The following is a 15,713-nucleotide window of genomic DNA, read 5'->3' as shown; positions in this document are numbered from 1 at the left end:
TACCCTGGAGGACCATGGACAGGATCGCCCTCATCGGCTGCGGTGGCAGCGGCAAATCGACGATCGCCCGGCAACTCGCCCAGATCCTCGACGCGCCCCTGACCCACCTCGACGCGATCTACTACGACGAGCAGTGGAACCCGCTTCCCCAGGAGGAGTTCGCCGCCAGGCAGGAGAAACTCGTCACCGGCGAACGCTGGATCATCGAAGGCAACTACGCCGGTACCCTGCCGATCCGGCTGGCCGCCGCCGACACCGTGATCTTCCTCGACCTTCCCGCCGCCACCTGCCTCTGGGGCATAGTCCAGCGACGTCGGCGCTACCGGGGTGGCCAGCACCAGGCCGACGGCGTCTACGACCGGATCACCTGGAACTTCGTCCGGTACATCCTCGGCTATCGACGCACCATGCGGCCTCGGGTCCGCAACCTCATCCAGGAACACGGACCACACGTCCAGCTGATCTCGCTCACCAGCCGCCGCCAGGCCAACCGACTGGTCGACCGGATACGAGCACAAGCCCCACCAATGCCCTGACCCGGACGGGACGGGAGGCGACCAATGCTGGCTAACCCGTTCCTCGATCCCACTCTGGTACACGGCGACCTCTACCGCACTGGCGACCGGCTCGCAGAACGCACCCGTGCGCTGCGCGACGCCAAGGTCGCCGGGCGAGACGCCACCGCAGTCATCACCGACCTGCTGGCACAGCGGACCTCACCCGATGCGATGGTCCTCGACATCGGCTGCGGACGGGGTACCACCACGCTCCGCATCGCCGCCCGCCTCCGCCCTCGACGCCTCGTAGCCGTCGACGCCTCGCTCGCACTGCTGGACATCGTTCGTACCCGATTGGCCGAGGCCGGAGGGAACGGCTCGGTGGTCGCCGCCGACTTCCACCGCCTACCGATGCCGGATGCGGTAGCAGACGCGGCAGTAGCCGCGTTCTGCCTCTATCACTCGACCACCCCAGCCGCCGTAATCGCGGAAATCGCCCGCTGCCTCCGCCCCGGAGGCAGCGCCGTCCTGGCAACCAAGTCGCTCGACAGCTACGCCGAACTCGACCAGCTCCTCCAACTCGCCGGCATCGACCGCGATGCCACGCGCCGGCCGAGCCTCTACGAGAGCTTCCACAGCGCCAACCTGCTCGATATAGCCGGCACCCACCTCACGGTGCTCGACGTCCTGCATGAGGACCACGTCTTCGAGTTCGCCGACGTCGTACACCTCGCCCGCTATCTCGCCACCACTCCCAAGTACCGACTTGACCCCGACTGCCGACCGGACGACCTCGCCGCGATCCTCCGGCAGCGGCTGCCGGCACCGCCGTACCTGGCCCGATCCACCGTCAGCTACGCCCTGGCGGAACGGCCGTGACCAGCAACCTCTTCATCAAGCGGTACGCCGACCCACAGCGCTGCTCGGCAGCGGCGGCCCACCATGCCTGGCTCAATGGGCTGGACTCCACTGTTCGCCTGCCACGCCTGATCACGAGGACCGACTGCTCTCTGATCTTCGAGCGGCTATCGGGCCGGGCAGCTGGGATGGCGGATCTTCCCCGGATGGCGGCCATCCTCGGTCGGCTACACGACGCCGCTTACCGCAGGGAACTGCACTCCGCCCGGCTCGACGAAACGCACACCACCTCGATCGGACTGGTGATTCCCGATTTCGCCAGACCGCGTCGGAAGGCGCTACACCAGACCGCCCTCGCTACGGGAGTCGACCAGACCGTGCTCGACGCCGTCCTGGACCGGGCTGACCGACCGGCGGCCTTTTACAAGGACCCGAACGTCCGCAACTACCTTGTTCAGCAAGAAGGCATCGCCGTCGTCGACTTCGACGATCTCACTCTCGCCCCCTTCGGCTACGACCTGGCCGGACTCCTCGTCACCACATCCCTGACGTACGGACGCCTCGACCAAGCAACCCTCACGGCCTGCATCGACGCCTACCGTTCCACCACCGCCCCGAACCGTTGCGGCTTCGACGAGCTACGGCAGTACGCCGAGCTACACCACCTTTTGACGCTCCGGTACCTCGGCACCAACGGATACCGACACCCGTGGCCCACTGTCCGGCCCTGGCCCGACCCGTTCGCGCCGACCTGACCTCCTGAAGGATCCCTGCCGATGGCCCCCACCACCAAACTTGTCATCGCCCGTCACGGCGAGGCCGCCTGCAACGTCGCCGGGATCGTGGGCGGCGAACACGGCTGCACCGGTCTGACCGACCGGGGCCACGAGCAGGTCACCCAGCTCGCTGTCCGCCTGGCCGCCGAACACGCAGCTCGACCGTTCTCAGCCTTCTACTCCACGCCCAGACTCCGCGTGGTCCAGACAGCCGAGATCATCAAGCGGGCACTCCACCTGCCGTCCACCATCGAGCCGGACCTTCGCGGGCCTGACCACGGCGACGCCGACGGCCGGCCATGGGCGGACGTCAAAACCGCCTTTCAGGGGCCACCCCAACACGCCCCCGACCGCCCCTACGCCAACGGCTCGGAGACCTGGAACCAGTACCTCGACCGGGCAATCAGAGCCCTACAGGAGATCCTCACCCGACACGACGGCGAACGGATCCTCATCGCCGCCCACGGCGAGACCGTCGAGGCCGCCAACACCCTTCTCCTCGCACTCCCGCAGGACGCCTGCCTACTGCTCGGCTTCGTCACCGACCACGCCTCGATCACCCGATGGCAGCGACCCACCAACCGGTTCGGACGCACGATCTGGCAACTCGCCGCGCACAACGACACCCGACACCTCGAACCCGGGCAATGAGCAGCACAGACCTCCTCGCACTCTGCCGGCGTCTCCTCGACGTCGACGTCACACCTCTGAACTGGCATCCAGGCCACGCCGGCACCCGGGTACTCCGCGCCGCCACCGCCGAACACGGGGAGGTGATCGTCAAACCCCACCGCAGCCCCCAACGACACACCCAGGAGGTGAACGCCTACCGGACCTGGGTTCCGACCCTCGGTGACCGGGCACCCCGCCTCCTCGCGGCAGCCGACGATCCGCCCGCGATCATCATCACCGCCGTGCCCGGCATCCCACTCCGCCACCGAACCCTCGACTCCGAGGCCGGGCAGGGCGCCTACCGCCAAGCGGGAAGGCTACTCAGAACGTTTCACGCCGCCGGGCCGCCGAGGCTGGAGCCGGACTGGACAGCCTGGCTCGCCCAAAGAACCGAGTACTGGATCCACCAAGCCGCAGACCGCATCACGTCCCGCTTCCGCGCCGAGGTACGCGCCCACATGCGAGCCCTTCAAGACCTTGGCCCGCTCCCTGCCGTACCGTGCCACCTCGACTTCATGCCCCGGAACATGATCCACAGCGACGACGGCATCCTTCGCCTGATCGACTTCGAACACAGCCGCTACGACCTGCCCGCCCGTGACCTCGTACGCCTCACCACCCGCATCTGGCCGCACCGCCCCGACCTACGTCACAGCTTCCTCGACGAGTACGGCCAACCCAGCACCCTCGACCGCGAGGTCCTGGAACACTGCGCGCACCTCGATGCCCTGACGGCGTGGGCAGTACAACCCCCAGATGACCGCAGGTGACGGTTAGACATCGCAGATGGCTGGCGCCCCATCGACTTAGATGCGAAGCTATCTATGTAGCGCGAAGTGTGCATGCAGCCACATTCAGCAATGTTGGTGGTTCCATTGGAACAACTTCCTTTGTGGGGACCGAGCACCGGTGAACAGCTATCACCGAAGCCGGTACTCACGCGACCAGCGACACTCCGCATCCTGATCACCGTGAAGGCGGCACCCAACCCCTCCGCCCGCTACGGGGAGACAGTCTGCGTCGGCGCGCTCGGCCTGGACGCTCCCTGGACGGGCTGGATCCGGCTCTACCCGGTCCACTTTCGGGAACTGGCCGACGACAGCAAGTTCCGCAAGTACGACATCGTCCGCCTCGACGCACTGCCGGCCCGGCAGGACCAGCGCCGCGAGAGCTGGAAGCCGATCGTGGACACCATCACCACCGAGCGACACCTTGCCAACTGGCAGCCCCGCCGCACCCTCCTTGATCCACTCGTCGAAGACTCCATGTGCCAGCTCAACAAGCAGACCCGCGACGACCCGAGTGCACGATCGATCGCACTGATCCGCGTTGCCGACATCTCGGGCCTACAGGTCAAACGACGTGACGGCTGGTCGCCAGAGGACCGCAGGAAGATCGCCGGCTACCTCAATCAGCTCGACCTGCTGGAGCCGTCCCAGCGCAGCCCTCTTAAGGCACCGCGATTCACCGGCACCTACCGCTACCGGTGCGCAGACCGCCAATGCCGCGGGCACCAGCAGACACTCTGGGACTGGGAATTCGTCGCCCTACAACGTCGCCTGACGCAGCTCACCGACGCGGAGGCCGCAGATCAACTCAGGCACAAGTTCCTCACCCAACTCTGCGCCGCCGAACGCGACGTAGCGTTCTACGTCGGCAACCAAGCGGCAAGGCCACAGTCCTTCAGCATCGGCGGTGTCTACGCACCCAAACGACCCACCGAACGGTACCGGCTACGCGTCAACCGATAATCTCGGTCAACACATCCGCATGACAGGCATCCTCCACACGACACCAACACGCCAACTGCTTACCAGCGAGATCCCGCCGCGCCCGCTCGACAAGCTCCGGCTGCCCCACGAGCCACTGCCGATACAGGCGCAGCGCCTCCGCCCGATCATGTTTCCGCAGGCTGAACGGATTGGCCCAGGGAGAACGCCGCAACCCGAACCCCTGCCGCCCCACATACACGGCACCAGCCGGCACCACCGGGTGATACAGGTCCCCCTGCACGCGAACCCGTGACTGCGCCACCACCCGATCAGCGTAACCGTCACCAACGGGCTTCAGGTGGCGACTCGCGTCCATCCAGTCCGGGCAGGCGACCCCGGTCCAACGGCTCCCGAGCACCCACCGAGACACCGAACCACCGGCAGGAACACCAAAAGGCTCCAACCCAGGGTGAAACCCCAGGTCAGAGCCTTTTTGGTGGTGCGCCGCCAGGGACTCGAACCCCGAACCCGCGGATTAAGAGTCCGCTGCTCTGCCAGTTGAGCTAGCGGCGCTCGTTGGCACGCAGAGAACATAGCACGGGGCGGGAGCGGGGTTCCAATCCACTACCCGGCTCCCCCCTTCGGTCGAGCTTAACGGTCAAAAGCTACCAAATTCCCCACCGTACAACGTGCGGGATCGAGCCGGTGGCCCGGATGGGGCACGATGTCCGCCAGGTACGCGAGAACAGAGGTGGGGATGGGCAGGTTAACGCGGGGCGGGGCGATGGCGGGCGCTCTCGTCCTGGCGGCGTCGCTGGCTCTGGCCGGGTGCGGCGGCGACCAGAAGAAGCAGGCCGAGTTCGTCGGCGGCACCGGGGCTTCGCCGAGCACCGGGGCGGTGACCCCGACGCAGTCCGACGGGGCCTCGCCGTCGGCGCCGGCCGCCGGCCTGGCGGTCAGTCCGGCCGACGGGGCGAAGAGCAGGCCGGTCAGCACCGAGATCAGCGCCGACCTCCCGGGCGGCGGCAAGATCTCCTCGGTCACCCTCACCACGGGTGACGGCAAGCAGGTCGGCGGGAAGATGCGTCTGGACGGCAGCTCCTGGGTGCCGTCGTCGGCCCTGAAGTACAACACCAGGTACAAGGCCACGGTGACCGGCACCGGCGCCGACGGCCAGCCCCGGCAGGGGGTGAGCACGTTCACCACGATGGCCAAGCCGAACTCGATGATCGGCTCCGGCCTGTACCTGTTCGACGACCGGACGTACGGCGTGGCCATGCCGGTGGTGGCCGAGTTCAGCCCGGGCATCCCGAAGAAGGACCGGGCGGCCGTCCAGAAGCGGATGTTCGTCAAGACCGATCCGCCGCAGCCGGGTGCCTGGCACTGGGTATCCAACGGCACCCAGGCGTACTACCGGGGGCCGGAGTACTGGCAGCCGGGGACGACGCTGAGCGTCCGGATCGCGCTGGCCGGGATTCCGCTGAGCAACGGGCGGTACGGCAACGTGGACCGGTCGGCGACCGCCAAGATCGGTCGGTCCTTCGAGATGCGGGTGGACAACGCCACCAAGCAGATGGAGGTCTTCCAGGGCGGCCAGCTGATCAAGACGCTGCCGGTCAGCCTGGGCAAGAAGAGCACGCCCTCCTCCAGCGGCACGATGGTGGTGATGGAGAAGAAGGAGAAGACCGTCTTCGACACCATGGACGAGCCGGACCCGGCGAACCAGTACCGCACCGAGATCGACTTCGCCCAGCGGTTGACCTGGGGCGGTGAGTACATCCACGCGGCCCCGTGGTCGGAGGGGGTGCAGGGTCGGCGGAACGTCTCGCACGGCTGCGTGAACGTCTCGATGGCGATGGGCCGGTGGCTCTTCTCGCAGACGAAGGTCGGCGACCCGATCACGGTCAAGGGCACCCCCCGCAAGCTCGAACCGGGCAACGGGTGGACGGCGTGGAGCATGACCTGGGCGGAGTTCGTCAAGGGCAGCGCGCTACCGGTGCCGCAGGGCGGCTCGGGCCCCCTGGTCTGACAACCGGTCCGGGTCGGCGCGGGTCACCGTGTCCGACCCGGACCGATGTGGACCGGTGACCCATCGTGTTCACACTTCGTCCGCCGGCGTGTTTCAGTTCACCCTTCGCAACCGACGGGCGTTCCCCGGCGTCAGTGAGGCACGATGGAACACCGGGGACCACGACTGTGAGGGAATCATGCGAGTTGTCCAGGACCACCTGACCGGGCGTACCGGTCGCCGCCGGGTGCTCGCGGCGGGGGTCCTCGCCGCGACGCTGGCCCTCACCTCCGCCTGCACCGGCTCCGGCGGTGACAAGCCGTCGAGTTGGCAGGGCGGTGGCGGGGAGAGCGCGCCCAAGGCCACCGCGACGATCACCGAACCGAAGGCCGACGCCACCGACGTCCCCGCCTCGGCCGGCATCGTCTTCGCCGCCAAGGACGCCAAGGAGACCACCGTCGCGCTCACCGACTCCGCCGGGAAGGCCGTCGAGGGCAAGCTCGCCCCGGACGGCACGAGCTGGCTGCCCGACAGTGCCCTGGAGTACGGCGGGAAGTACACCGCCACCGTGACGGCCACCGGCGACGACGGCAAGGCGGCGACGGCGACCAGTGCCTTCACCGTGATGGCCAAGCCGGACAAGCAGGTGCGGGTGACCAGCTTCCTCGGTGACAACCAGGTGGTCGGCGTGGCCATGCCGCTGATCGTGAAGTTCGGTCGGGCCGTCCCCGAGGACTACCGCGACGACGTGCAGCGACGGATGACGGTCACCAGCACCCCGGCCCAGGAGGGCGTCTGGCACTGGGTCAGCCCCACCGAGGTCCGTTACCGGCCGAAGGAGTTCTGGAAGTCGGGCAGCACCGTGTCGTACCGGGTGCGGGCCGGTGGGCTGCCGATGGGCGACGGTTGGTACGGCCGGTCCGACCTGACCGTGGACATCAAGATCGGCCCGGCGGTGGTGATGCAGGTCGACAACAAGACCAAGCGGATGACCGTCACCAAGGACGGCAAGGCCGTCAAGACCGTCCCGGTCAGCCTCGGCAAGAAGAGCACCCCGTCGTCCAGCGGCACCATGGTGGTGATCGAGAAGCTCCGCAAGACGGTCTTCGACACCATGGAGGAGCTCGGCCCCGAGGAGGGCTACCGCACCAAGATCGATTATGCCCAGCGACTCACCTGGGGTGGCGAGTTCATCCACGCCGCCCCCTGGTCGGAGGGGCAGCAGGGCACCACGAACGTCTCGCACGGCTGCGTGAACGTGTCGATGAAGGACGGCGCCTGGCTGTTCGCCAACACGAAGATCGGCGATCCGATCACCGTCAAGGGCACCGAACGCAAGCTCCAGAACGGGAACGGCTGGACCGACTGGAACATGAGCTGGGACGAGTACGTCAAGGGCAGCGCCCTGCCGTACGACCCGGACGCCGGGCAGTCGGACGCCGGCACCACGCCGGACGGCACCACCGCGGAGCCGAGCGCCACGCCGACGTCCTGACCGGGACGTCGACACCCCGATCCGACCGGAGCACCGACCGTCCACGATCGGCCCCCGCCGCCAGGTGGGGGCCGATCGTGCGTCCGGGACAGGCACGACGGGTGGCGACAGCGGGGGCGTCCCCCGGCAGACCCCGGAAACGACTCAGGCCCCCTCCGAGGAGGGGGCCTGAGCTGCGGTGGAAACCTCCACCAACCGGGTGACTGATGGGAATTGAACCCACGACAACCGGGACCACAACCCGGTGCTCTGCCAACTGAGCTACAGCCACCATGCCGTCCGCCCCGGTCTCCCGGGCGGGTGCGGACTAATAATAGCCACACCCGGGCGGGGCCCGTCCAGCGGGTTGCACCCCCGGCCGGCGGGCCGGGCTAGAGCTGCGCGGCGATCGCCCTGGCCGTCTCCACGTCCGGCCCGGGCAGCGGTACGAACAGGGTGCGCCGGTAGTACTCCAGTTCCCGGATGCTCTCCCGGATGTCGGCCAGCGCCCGGTGCGCCAGCCCCTTCTGCGGCTGGCCGAAGTACACCCGGGGGTACCAGCGCCGGCACAACTCCTTGATCGACGACACGTCGATCATGCGGTAGTGCAGGTGGGCGTCGAGTCGGGTCATGTCCCGGGCGATGAAGCCGCGGTCGGTGGCGATGGAGTTGCCGCACAGCGGTGCGGTACGCGGGTCCTTCACGTGGCTGGTGACGTAGTCCAGGACCAGATCCTCGGCCTCGGCCAGGGTGACCGTGGAACGGCGGGCCTCCTCGGTCAGGCCGGACTTCGCGTGCATGGTGCGGACGATCTCCGGCATCCCGGCCAGGGCCTCGTCGTCGGCGTGGATGACCACGTCCACCCCCTCACCCAGCACGTTGAGGTCGGGGTCGGTGACCAACGCGGCGACCTCGATCAGCTTGTCGCTGGTGAGGTCGAGCCCGGTCATCTCACAGTCGATCCAGACGAGAAGGTCAGCCACCGCAACAGACTACGCGCAGCCCAGGTGCCCGCGCCTCGGCACCGTCGCGGGGTAGGACCGCTAGGGTTTCCCCGTGCCCGCCGATTCCGTCGCGTCCCCCGTCGCCACCCCGGAGGACCAGCGAAGCCGTACGGTCCGCCGGGTCGTCACGGTGCTGGCGCTGGCCGCCGTCCTGCCGGCGCTCTACCTGCCGGGACTGGTGCACGACTTCTTCGACCTGAAGATCTACATGCGGGCGATGGACTGGTGGGCGTCGGGGCACCCGCTCTACGACTACGTGCAGCCCGACCGGGTGCAGGGTGAGCTGTACTTCACGTACCCGCCGTTCAGCGCGCTGCTGCTGCGGCCGTTCGGGGTGCTGCCGCTGGGCCTGACCATCGTCGTCTTCACGGTGCTGACCTGCGTGGCGGTCGTGGTCACCACCCGCTGGCTGGTGATCCCGGTGATCGAGCGGCACGCTCTGCACCGGACGTTCGCGCTCACCGTGGCGGTGCTGCTGGTCTTCGCGGTGGAGAGCACCCGGGAGACGATCACCTTCGGTCAGATCAACATGCTGCTGGTGGTGCTGATCCTGGCCGACCTGCTCTTCGCCGTACCCCGGGCCCGGCGGTGGGCCGGGGTGGGCGTGGGGCTGGCCACGGCGCTCAAGCTCTTTCCGGGCATCTTCATCGTCTACCTGCTGGTGACCCGGCGCTGGCGGGCGGCCGTGGTGGCCAGTGTCACGGCGGCGGCGGCGACGCTGCTGGCCGCCGCGGTGGCGCCACACGACTCGTGGCGGTTCTGGACGCACGAGTTGTGGGCCACCGACCGGGTCGGGCGGACCGACTACACCGGCAACCAGTCGCTGTTCGGCCTGCTCAGCCGGATCGACGCGCCCGAGGAGCCGAACCGCCTGCTCTGGCTCGTCCTGGTCGTCGCCGTTCTCGGGTACGGCCTGCACCGGGCGGCCCGCGCCGCCCACGGCGGCGACTGGTTGACCGGCCTCACCCTCACCGGGCTGGTCGGCGGTCTGGTCAGCCCGATCACCTGGACCCATCACATCTACTGGTTCGTCCCGGCGGTGGTGGTGCTGGTGGACGCCGCGCTCGACGCCGACCGGGAGACCCGGGAGGGGGCGCGACGCCGACGTCGGCTGCTCGCCCTCGCCGTCGGCACCGGTCTGGTGATCGTCTGCGGGGTGGTCTCGTTCTTCGACTGGGGGGTGGCCCCGGCCCGGACGGACAATCCGTGGGAGTTCCTGGTCCGCAACGCGTACGTGCTGCTGGCGGTGCTGTTGCTGGTGCTGCTCCCGGTGCGGCGGGAGCAGCACCCGGGAACCGGGCAGCCGTGAAAAGGACAGATATTCCACTGTCCGGCTTTTAGCGCTAATCTGGCATGAGCCGGTCACGGCCGCGACGCACCGCTCCCCCGGTGGGACGGCCCTCCGCGTCGGCAGCGCGGAGGGCCGTCACCGGGAACGACAGACCGTCGGAGGGATCGACCGGCCACCCCACGGGCACCCGCGCGTGGCGGACGTCACCAGGCACACCGCCCGGGACGCCCGCACACGGCGGCCACCGGGACCGGCCACCGCACACGCGGCGGCCCGCCGGACGGATCCGACGGGCCGGTGCGGGCGGCGCGGGTCAGGACTTCGGCGTCGGCTCCCGCCGGGTCCGGGCGAAGGCCAGCCCGCCGAGGGCCAGCCCGCCGAGCCCGGCCAGCAGGCCGGCGACGCCCAGCACGACCGCCGTCGAACCCGCATCGTCGTCGTCATCGTCGTCGTCCCCGGCCGCCGCCGTCGCACCGGCCGCCGGAGCCGCTGACGGAGATCCGGCCGCCGCCGTCAGGGTCAGCACCGGCGCCGGGTTCTCCGGCTCCTCCGCACCCGGCGTGGGCTCCTCGATCCACCGCGACACGTTGCCGTCGGAGTAGGTCTGGAGCGTCTTGAAGACCATCCTGTCCACCTGCGGCAGCGGACCCATCGAGACCGGGAACTCCTGGAACTCGCCCGGCTTGACGCCCCCACCGGCGGCGGCCGTCCAGGTCAGCTTCGACACGGCCTCGGTGAGCTGGCTGCCGTGCACCTCGATCGGCGGATCCACCTTGCGCTTCTCCACCGCGACCGTCCACCCCGGCACCGGCATCGTGGAGACCGAGCCGACCGGGGCGTTCTCCGGCAGGTTCACCTCGATCTTGACGGTGGAGGCGGTGTCGCTCTCGTTCGGCACCCGGACGGCGAACCGGCCGTAGCCGCCCTGGGTCGCCTCCTTCGGGTTGACCGTGACGTGCGCCGCGGCCGGCCCGGCGAAGCCCAGCAGCGTGGCGGCGACGGCGGTGAGGGTGAGCGCGGCGGCGGATGCGGTGCGCCGGAGACGGATCATCTGGGACGGGCCCTTCTTACTTGATCGGCACGGTGGCGGTCACCGTGGCCTGGTCGATGTCGGACGTACGGACGGTGAAGCGCAGTTGCCACTCACCGGCCGACGGGAAGCTGAACTCCCCGGTCGCGTGGTTGTCGGTGAGCTTGAGCAACGGGATGTCGATCGGTTCGACCCCGGCCGACGGCAACGCGGCGGTGGCCTTCCACTCCACCACCGGCTGCGGCCGGTTGTCCGGCGTGTAGGCGTACAGGTGCATCGAGTTGTTGCCCCGCTCGGCCGGGTCCAGCTCGACCTGGAGCGAGTAGATCGGGCTGGTCAGCGTGGTCGAGTAGTAGCCGCTGTCCGCGCCCGTCGCGCCGTCGGCGGCGGTCCGGGCCGGCGGGGTCTGCACCAGGACCGCCGTGACCCCCAGGATCACCGCGGTGACCGCCAGTTCCACCCAGACCGCGCGCCGCACCGGCATCGGCCGGGCCGCCGCGGTCCGCCGTCGCACGAGCTGCCGGGAGTACGCGGCCACCCCCACCACCAGCGCGAACAATCCGATCTTGACGAGCAGCAACCGGCCGTACGTGGTGCCGGTGAGGGCGGCGAGGGTGCCCACCTCGATCAGCCCCTGCACGACGCCCGCCAGCAGCAACGCCGCGACCGCCAGCGCCGCCCAGCGGGACCAGATCGGCAGGATCGCCCCCAGTTCCCGCTCGTCGGCCCGGCGCAGCAGGAAGCCGGCCAGCATCACCAGCCCGCCCAGCCAGACCGCCATGCTGCCCAGGTGCACCGCGTCGACGAGCACCGAGACCGCCGGGGCCGGCGAGGCCGCCGGATGCCCGGCCAGCGGCCAGGTGAAGAGCCCGGCCACCCCGAGCGCGGTCAGGATGAGCCCGTCGGTACGCCCCACCGGCCCCCGGGTCAGCGGCCGGAGCAGGAACACCGCCGCCGCCAGCAGGCCCAGCCGGATCAGGTGGGCGCTGCCGTACCCGCTGCCCAGCACCTCGGACAGCCCCTCGCCGGTGACGTCGAACAGACCGCCACCGGCGGTGTACGGCACCTGCAACCACACCTCGGCCGCGGTGGCCACGGCGAGCAGCCCGGTACCGGCCCACAGCAGCCGGGCCGGCCCCCGCCGGGACAGCCGCAGCGGCCAGAGCGCGGCCAGCACCAGCGTCGGACCCACCACCAGCAGCAGCCCCGCGTACCCCAGGTAGCGGGCCACCTTCACTCCCGCGCCGACCACCGGGTCGGCCCGGCTGTCCGCGCCGGAGTCGGTCGGCGGCGTCGACGGCGCTCCCACCGAGTAGGTGAAGGCCCCGGAGACCGGGTGGCTGTCGGCGGAGATCACCCGGTAGCTGACCAGGTAGGTGCCGCGCGGGCCGGCCGGGTCCACCCCGATGGTCACCACGGACCCCTCGAACCGGGGTTCCCCCCGGTCGGCGCGGGAACCGTCCGGCGCGATGACCCGTACCTTGTCGGGCACCTTGCGGACCGACTCGGTGAAGGTCAGCACCACCTCCGACGGGGCGCTCGGCACCACCGCCGAGGCCACCGGGCTGCTGCTGGCCAGCACGGCATGGGCCGCGGCCGGCCCGGCGGGGGCGAGCAGCAGGGCGACGAGGGTGACCAGCAGGCCGGCAGCGGCACCCGTCCGGGCGAGCCAGCGACGATCCACGGCGTTCATCCCGCCATGCTCGCTGACCGGAGCCCCGAACGCCCACCCGGCCGCCCCGCGACGGCACGGGGCGGCCCCGGCGGCCGGGGCGCCTGCCGCAGGTGGTTGCACGTCATGAGCAGGTAGTCGGACGGCAGGGGGAAAAAGTTCCCGGCGTGAGCGGGACCATGCAAAGGGCCGAAGGACCCTGCCCGCCACGGCCACGCCGCGTAGCCTGGCTTGTCGTGACCCCCGCTCACCGCGACCCCGCCGCGACCGCCCGCCAGGCCCCGCCGACCGGTCCCACCCGTCCCCGGGCGGGCCGCCGGGGAACGGCCGCAGCCGGGAACCCGGCGGCCGGACGGTACGACCAATGGGCGTGACCGCAGCGCGTACCCCGGCCGGACGCTGGCCCGTCGTCCGACCCTGGCTCGGCCTCGCCGCCCGGCTCGGCCTGGCCGCCGTATGGCTGTTCGCCGGCGCGGCCAAGGTCGGTGACCTGGCCGCCTCCGGGCGGGCCGTCAACGCGTACCAGGTGCTGCCCTACGAGGTGGCGACGGCGGTCGGGGCCGCGCTGCCCTTCGTGGAACTGGCGCTGGGCCTGCTGCTGCTCGCCGGGCTGGCGACCCGGCTGAGCGCCGGGATCTCCGCCGCGCTGCTGGTGGTCTTCGTCGCCGGCATCGCCTCGGCCTGGACGCGCGGCCTGGCCATCGACTGCGGGTGCTTCGGCAGCGGCGGGCAGCTCGCCGCCGGCCAGTCCCCGAGCTACCTCCCGGAGATCCTCCGGGACCTGGGATTCCTGGCGCTGGCCGGATTCCTGCTGATCTGGCCCCGCACCCCGTTCTCGGTGGACGGCTGGCTCGCGGGCGACCCACCCGTGGAGGACGACGATGAGTAGTCGCAAGGGGCGCAACGAGGCCGCGCGGGTGGTCCGCGAGCAGCTCGCCCGGGAGAAGCGGCGCAAGCGGACCCTGTGGACCTCCGTCGGCGCGGTCGTGGTGCTGGTGATCGCCGGCCTGATCGGGTGGAGCGTCTACTCCAGCCAGAAGTCGGACACCTTCACCGCCCCGCCCGGGGCCAACGACGCCGGCACCGGCATCGTGCTCGGCACCGGGCCGGTCACCATCGACCTCTACGAGGACTACCTCTGCCCGGCCTGCAAGCAGTTCCAGCAGGCCAGCGGCGAGACCGTCAACCAACTGGTCTCCTCCGGCAAGGCCAGGGTGGTCTTCCACCCGGTCGCCTACCTCAACCGGTTCTCCACCACCGAATACTCCACCCGTTCCTCGGCCGCGTCCGGCTGCGCCGCCAAGGGCGGCAAGTTCAAGGAGTTCACCGACGCGCTCTTCGCCCAGCAGCCCGCCGAGGGCGGCGCCGGGCTGAGCAACGACCAGCTGATCGACATCGGCGCGGGCGTCGGGCTGATCAGGGACGACTTCGGGTCCTGCGTCCGGGACGGGACGTACACGGCGTGGACCGAACACGTCACCGACGACGCCAGCAAGGCCGGGGTCACCGGCACCCCGACCATCAAGGTGAACGGCACCGCCGTGTCCGACCGCAGCCCGGCGGGCATCACCGCGGCCGTGGAGGCGGCCGGCAAGTGACCCCGGCACCCCTGCGGCGGGCCGTCCTGCTGCTCACCGCCGTGCTGCTCGCCCTGCTCGGCACCGCCGCCCCGGCATACGCGCACGGGGCGGACGCCCCCGACGGCACCGACTACCGCACGGCGGTGACCGGGATCACCCCGGCCCGGCCCGGACTGACCGTCCGGGCCGTCGAGGCGGGCGCGCGACTCGAACTGGTCAACCACACCGGTCGCGAGGTCGAGGTGATCGGCTACTCCGGGGAGCCGTACCTGCGGGTCGGCCCGGACGGGGCGTACGAGAACACCCGCTCCCCCGCCACCTACCTGAACCGGACCCTGGCCGGCGACACCGCGCTGCCCGCCACCGCCGACCCGGCCGCGCCGCCGCAGTGGCGCAGGATCGGCGACGACCGGCTGGTCCGCTGGCACGACCAGCGGTCCCTGTGGCGGGAGCCCACGGTGCCCGCCCCGGTGGCCGCCGACCCGGGCCGGGAACACCGGGTCCGTGACTGGGCCGTGCCGCTGCGCGCCGGGGGTGAACCGGTGGAGCTGCGCGGCACCCTCGACTGGGTGCCGCCACCGGACCCGTACCCGTGGTGGGTCGCCGCCACCCTGGGGGCGCTGCTGGTCGGGGCGGCGGGACTGGTGCCGGCCGGCACCGGGCCGGGCGGCCGGGCGCTGCGCGGCGTCGGCGCGGTGCTCGCCCTCGGTGGTGCCGCCGCCGTCGCGCTGGTGCTCGGCCGGGAGCTAGACGCCGGGGCGCAGGGGATGGCCGGGGTGCTGCTCGGACTGCTCGCCGGGCAGCTCTGGCCGCTGCTGACCGGACTGGGCGCGCTGGCCGCCGGCGGCTGGGCACTGGCCGGCCGGCCCGCCGCCGACTTCGTGCTCGCGCTGGCCGGCGCGTGCCTGACCCTCTTCGTCGGCGTCGCCAACCTCACCGTGCTGTCCCGGGCGGTCGCCCCGGTGCCCTGGTCCGGCGGCACCGCGCGGGTGCTGCTCACCGGGGTGCTGGTCGCCGGGGTGGGCGCGGTCGGGGCCGGCCTGCTCCGGCTGCACGCCGCCGCCCGCGCCGCCGCGCCCCGGACCCTGGCCGCTCCGGTCCCGCCCCGCGACCGGTGAGTCGACCGGCCCCGGCCTGCC

At 70.8% G+C, this 15,713-nt stretch carries 16 protein-coding genes and 2 tRNA genes; 12 read left to right on the top strand and 6 right to left on the bottom strand.

Translation table 11 applies throughout. The features are described from left to right. Positions 1 to 14 precede the first annotated feature (14 nt). From O7612_RS07085 to O7612_RS07060, 6 genes are all read left to right on the top strand, one after another. Positions 15 to 536 (top strand): topology modulation protein, encoded by a 522-nt coding sequence (locus tag O7612_RS07085; RefSeq protein WP_282271520.1) that lies wholly within the window; start codon positions 15 to 17, stop codon positions 534 to 536. Between the two features lie 24 nt (positions 537 to 560). Next, positions 561 to 1,376 (top strand): class I SAM-dependent methyltransferase, encoded by an 816-nt coding sequence (locus tag O7612_RS07080; protein WP_282271519.1) that lies wholly within the window; start codon positions 561 to 563, stop codon positions 1,374 to 1,376. Continuing rightward, positions 1,373 to 2,110, top strand: a complete 738-nt coding sequence (locus tag O7612_RS07075) for a phosphotransferase (RefSeq protein WP_067306136.1) — start codon at positions 1,373 to 1,375, stop codon at positions 2,108 to 2,110. The genes O7612_RS07080 and O7612_RS07075 overlap by 4 nt, the downstream gene beginning before the upstream one ends. A 21-nt stretch (positions 2,111 to 2,131) precedes the next feature. Continuing rightward, positions 2,132 to 2,782, top strand: a complete 651-nt coding sequence (locus tag O7612_RS07070) for a histidine phosphatase family protein (protein WP_282271516.1) — start codon at positions 2,132 to 2,134, stop codon at positions 2,780 to 2,782. Then, a complete protein-coding gene (locus O7612_RS07065) occupies positions 2,779 to 3,573 on the top strand; it encodes an aminoglycoside phosphotransferase family protein (RefSeq protein ID WP_067306130.1) in 795 nt (264 codons plus the stop codon). The genes O7612_RS07070 and O7612_RS07065 overlap by 4 nt, the downstream gene beginning before the upstream one ends. A gap of 90 nt (positions 3,574 to 3,663) precedes the next feature. Further along, entirely contained in the window at positions 3,664 to 4,554 is an 891-nt protein-coding gene (locus O7612_RS07060) for a hypothetical protein (protein ID WP_348774274.1), read from the top strand. Here O7612_RS07060 and O7612_RS07055 read toward each other — a convergent pair. Both O7612_RS07055 and O7612_RS07050 read right to left on the bottom strand, forming a co-directional pair. Further along, complete coding sequence (locus O7612_RS07055; RefSeq protein ID WP_282271511.1) at positions 4,544 to 4,840, bottom strand: DUF4326 domain-containing protein; 297 nt, start codon at positions 4,838 to 4,840, stop codon at positions 4,544 to 4,546. The two genes, O7612_RS07060 and O7612_RS07055, sit on opposite strands and share 11 nt — an antisense overlap. A gap of 172 nt (positions 4,841 to 5,012) precedes the next feature. Further along, positions 5,013 to 5,088 (bottom strand) — tRNA-Lys (locus O7612_RS07050). Between the two features lie 184 nt (positions 5,089 to 5,272). Between O7612_RS07050 and O7612_RS07045 the strand changes: the two genes are divergently transcribed. Next, positions 5,273 to 6,544 (top strand): Ig-like domain-containing protein, encoded by a 1,272-nt coding sequence (locus O7612_RS07045; protein WP_282271509.1) that lies wholly within the window; start codon positions 5,273 to 5,275, stop codon positions 6,542 to 6,544. Positions 6,545 to 6,722: 178 nt separating this feature from the next. Next, positions 6,723 to 8,018 carry an Ig-like domain-containing protein gene (locus tag O7612_RS07040; RefSeq protein WP_282271508.1) on the top strand — a complete coding sequence of 432 codons (1,296 nt, stop codon included), beginning with the start codon at positions 6,723 to 6,725 and terminating at the stop codon, positions 8,016 to 8,018. Between the two features lie 198 nt (positions 8,019 to 8,216). On the opposite strand, the gene O7612_RS07035 is transcribed toward O7612_RS07040, so the two are convergent. Both O7612_RS07035 and orn read right to left on the bottom strand, forming a co-directional pair. Further along, positions 8,217 to 8,289: transfer RNA gene (locus tag O7612_RS07035), tRNA-His, on the bottom strand. 100 nt (positions 8,290 to 8,389) lie between these two features. Then, complete coding sequence (orn, locus tag O7612_RS07030; protein WP_282271507.1) at positions 8,390 to 8,980, bottom strand: oligoribonuclease; 591 nt, start codon at positions 8,978 to 8,980, stop codon at positions 8,390 to 8,392. A gap of 73 nt (positions 8,981 to 9,053) precedes the next feature. Here orn and O7612_RS07025 point away from each other — a divergent pair, with 73 nt between their 5' ends. Beyond that, positions 9,054 to 10,310 (top strand): glycosyltransferase family 87 protein, encoded by a 1,257-nt coding sequence (locus O7612_RS07025; RefSeq protein ID WP_282271505.1) that lies wholly within the window; start codon positions 9,054 to 9,056, stop codon positions 10,308 to 10,310. Between the two features lie 295 nt (positions 10,311 to 10,605). On the opposite strand, the gene O7612_RS07020 is transcribed toward O7612_RS07025, so the two are convergent. Both O7612_RS07020 and O7612_RS07015 read right to left on the bottom strand, forming a co-directional pair. Next, complete coding sequence (locus O7612_RS07020) at positions 10,606 to 11,343, bottom strand: YcnI family protein (protein ID WP_282271503.1); 738 nt, start codon at positions 11,341 to 11,343, stop codon at positions 10,606 to 10,608. Between the two features lie 16 nt (positions 11,344 to 11,359). Continuing rightward, complete coding sequence (locus tag O7612_RS07015) at positions 11,360 to 13,015, bottom strand: copper resistance protein CopC (RefSeq protein ID WP_282271501.1); 1,656 nt, start codon at positions 13,013 to 13,015, stop codon at positions 11,360 to 11,362. 343 nt (positions 13,016 to 13,358) lie between these two features. On the opposite strand from O7612_RS07015, the gene O7612_RS07010 reads away from it, so the two are divergent. From O7612_RS07010 to O7612_RS07000, 3 genes are read left to right on the top strand one after another with little or no spacing between them, the layout of a single operon-like run. After that, positions 13,359 to 13,883 (top strand): MauE/DoxX family redox-associated membrane protein, encoded by a 525-nt coding sequence (locus O7612_RS07010; protein WP_282271499.1) that lies wholly within the window; start codon positions 13,359 to 13,361, stop codon positions 13,881 to 13,883. Next, positions 13,876 to 14,592 carry a thioredoxin domain-containing protein gene (locus O7612_RS07005; protein ID WP_282271497.1) on the top strand — a complete coding sequence of 239 codons (717 nt, stop codon included), beginning with the start codon at positions 13,876 to 13,878 and terminating at the stop codon, positions 14,590 to 14,592. Before O7612_RS07010 ends, O7612_RS07005 begins: the two co-directional genes overlap by 8 nt. After that, positions 14,589 to 15,692, top strand: a complete 1,104-nt coding sequence (locus tag O7612_RS07000) for a hypothetical protein (RefSeq protein ID WP_282271495.1) — start codon at positions 14,589 to 14,591, stop codon at positions 15,690 to 15,692. The genes O7612_RS07005 and O7612_RS07000 overlap by 4 nt, the downstream gene beginning before the upstream one ends. Positions 15,693 to 15,713 lie beyond the last annotated feature (21 nt).

The sequence above is a fragment of the Micromonospora sp. WMMD987 genome (assembly GCF_029581435.1).
Taxonomy (GTDB): domain Bacteria; phylum Actinomycetota; class Actinomycetes; order Mycobacteriales; family Micromonosporaceae; genus Micromonospora; species Micromonospora rifamycinica.
The sequence above is the reverse complement of the archived record's forward strand: the minus strand, read 5'-3'. Positions and strand labels throughout refer to the sequence as shown.

Excerpts from the sequence above, each read along its gene's own strand:
- O7612_RS07085 (WP_282271520.1), top strand. The coding sequence starts at position 15 with ATGGACAGGATCGCCCTCATCGGCTGCGGTGGCAGCGGCAAATCGACG.
- O7612_RS07080 (WP_282271519.1), top strand. The coding sequence starts at position 561 with ATGCTGGCTAACCCGTTCCTCGATCCCACTCTGGTACACGGCGACCTC.
- O7612_RS07070 (WP_282271516.1), top strand. The coding sequence starts at position 2,132 with ATGGCCCCCACCACCAAACTTGTCATCGCCCGTCACGGCGAGGCCGCC.
- O7612_RS07065 (WP_067306130.1), top strand. The coding sequence starts at position 2,779 with ATGAGCAGCACAGACCTCCTCGCACTCTGCCGGCGTCTCCTCGACGTC.
- O7612_RS07060 (WP_348774274.1), top strand. The coding sequence starts at position 3,664 with ATGTTGGTGGTTCCATTGGAACAACTTCCTTTGTGGGGACCGAGCACC.
- O7612_RS07045 (WP_282271509.1), top strand. The coding sequence starts at position 5,273 with ATGGGCAGGTTAACGCGGGGCGGGGCGATGGCGGGCGCTCTCGTCCTG.
- O7612_RS07040 (WP_282271508.1), top strand. The coding sequence starts at position 6,723 with ATGCGAGTTGTCCAGGACCACCTGACCGGGCGTACCGGTCGCCGCCGG.
- O7612_RS07020 (WP_282271503.1), bottom strand. The coding sequence starts at position 11,343 with ATGATCCGTCTCCGGCGCACCGCATCCGCCGCCGCGCTCACCCTCACC.
- O7612_RS07015 (WP_282271501.1), bottom strand. The coding sequence starts at position 13,015 with ATGAACGCCGTGGATCGTCGCTGGCTCGCCCGGACGGGTGCCGCTGCC.
- O7612_RS07010 (WP_282271499.1), top strand. The coding sequence starts at position 13,359 with ATGGGCGTGACCGCAGCGCGTACCCCGGCCGGACGCTGGCCCGTCGTC.
- O7612_RS07005 (WP_282271497.1), top strand. The coding sequence starts at position 13,876 with ATGAGTAGTCGCAAGGGGCGCAACGAGGCCGCGCGGGTGGTCCGCGAG.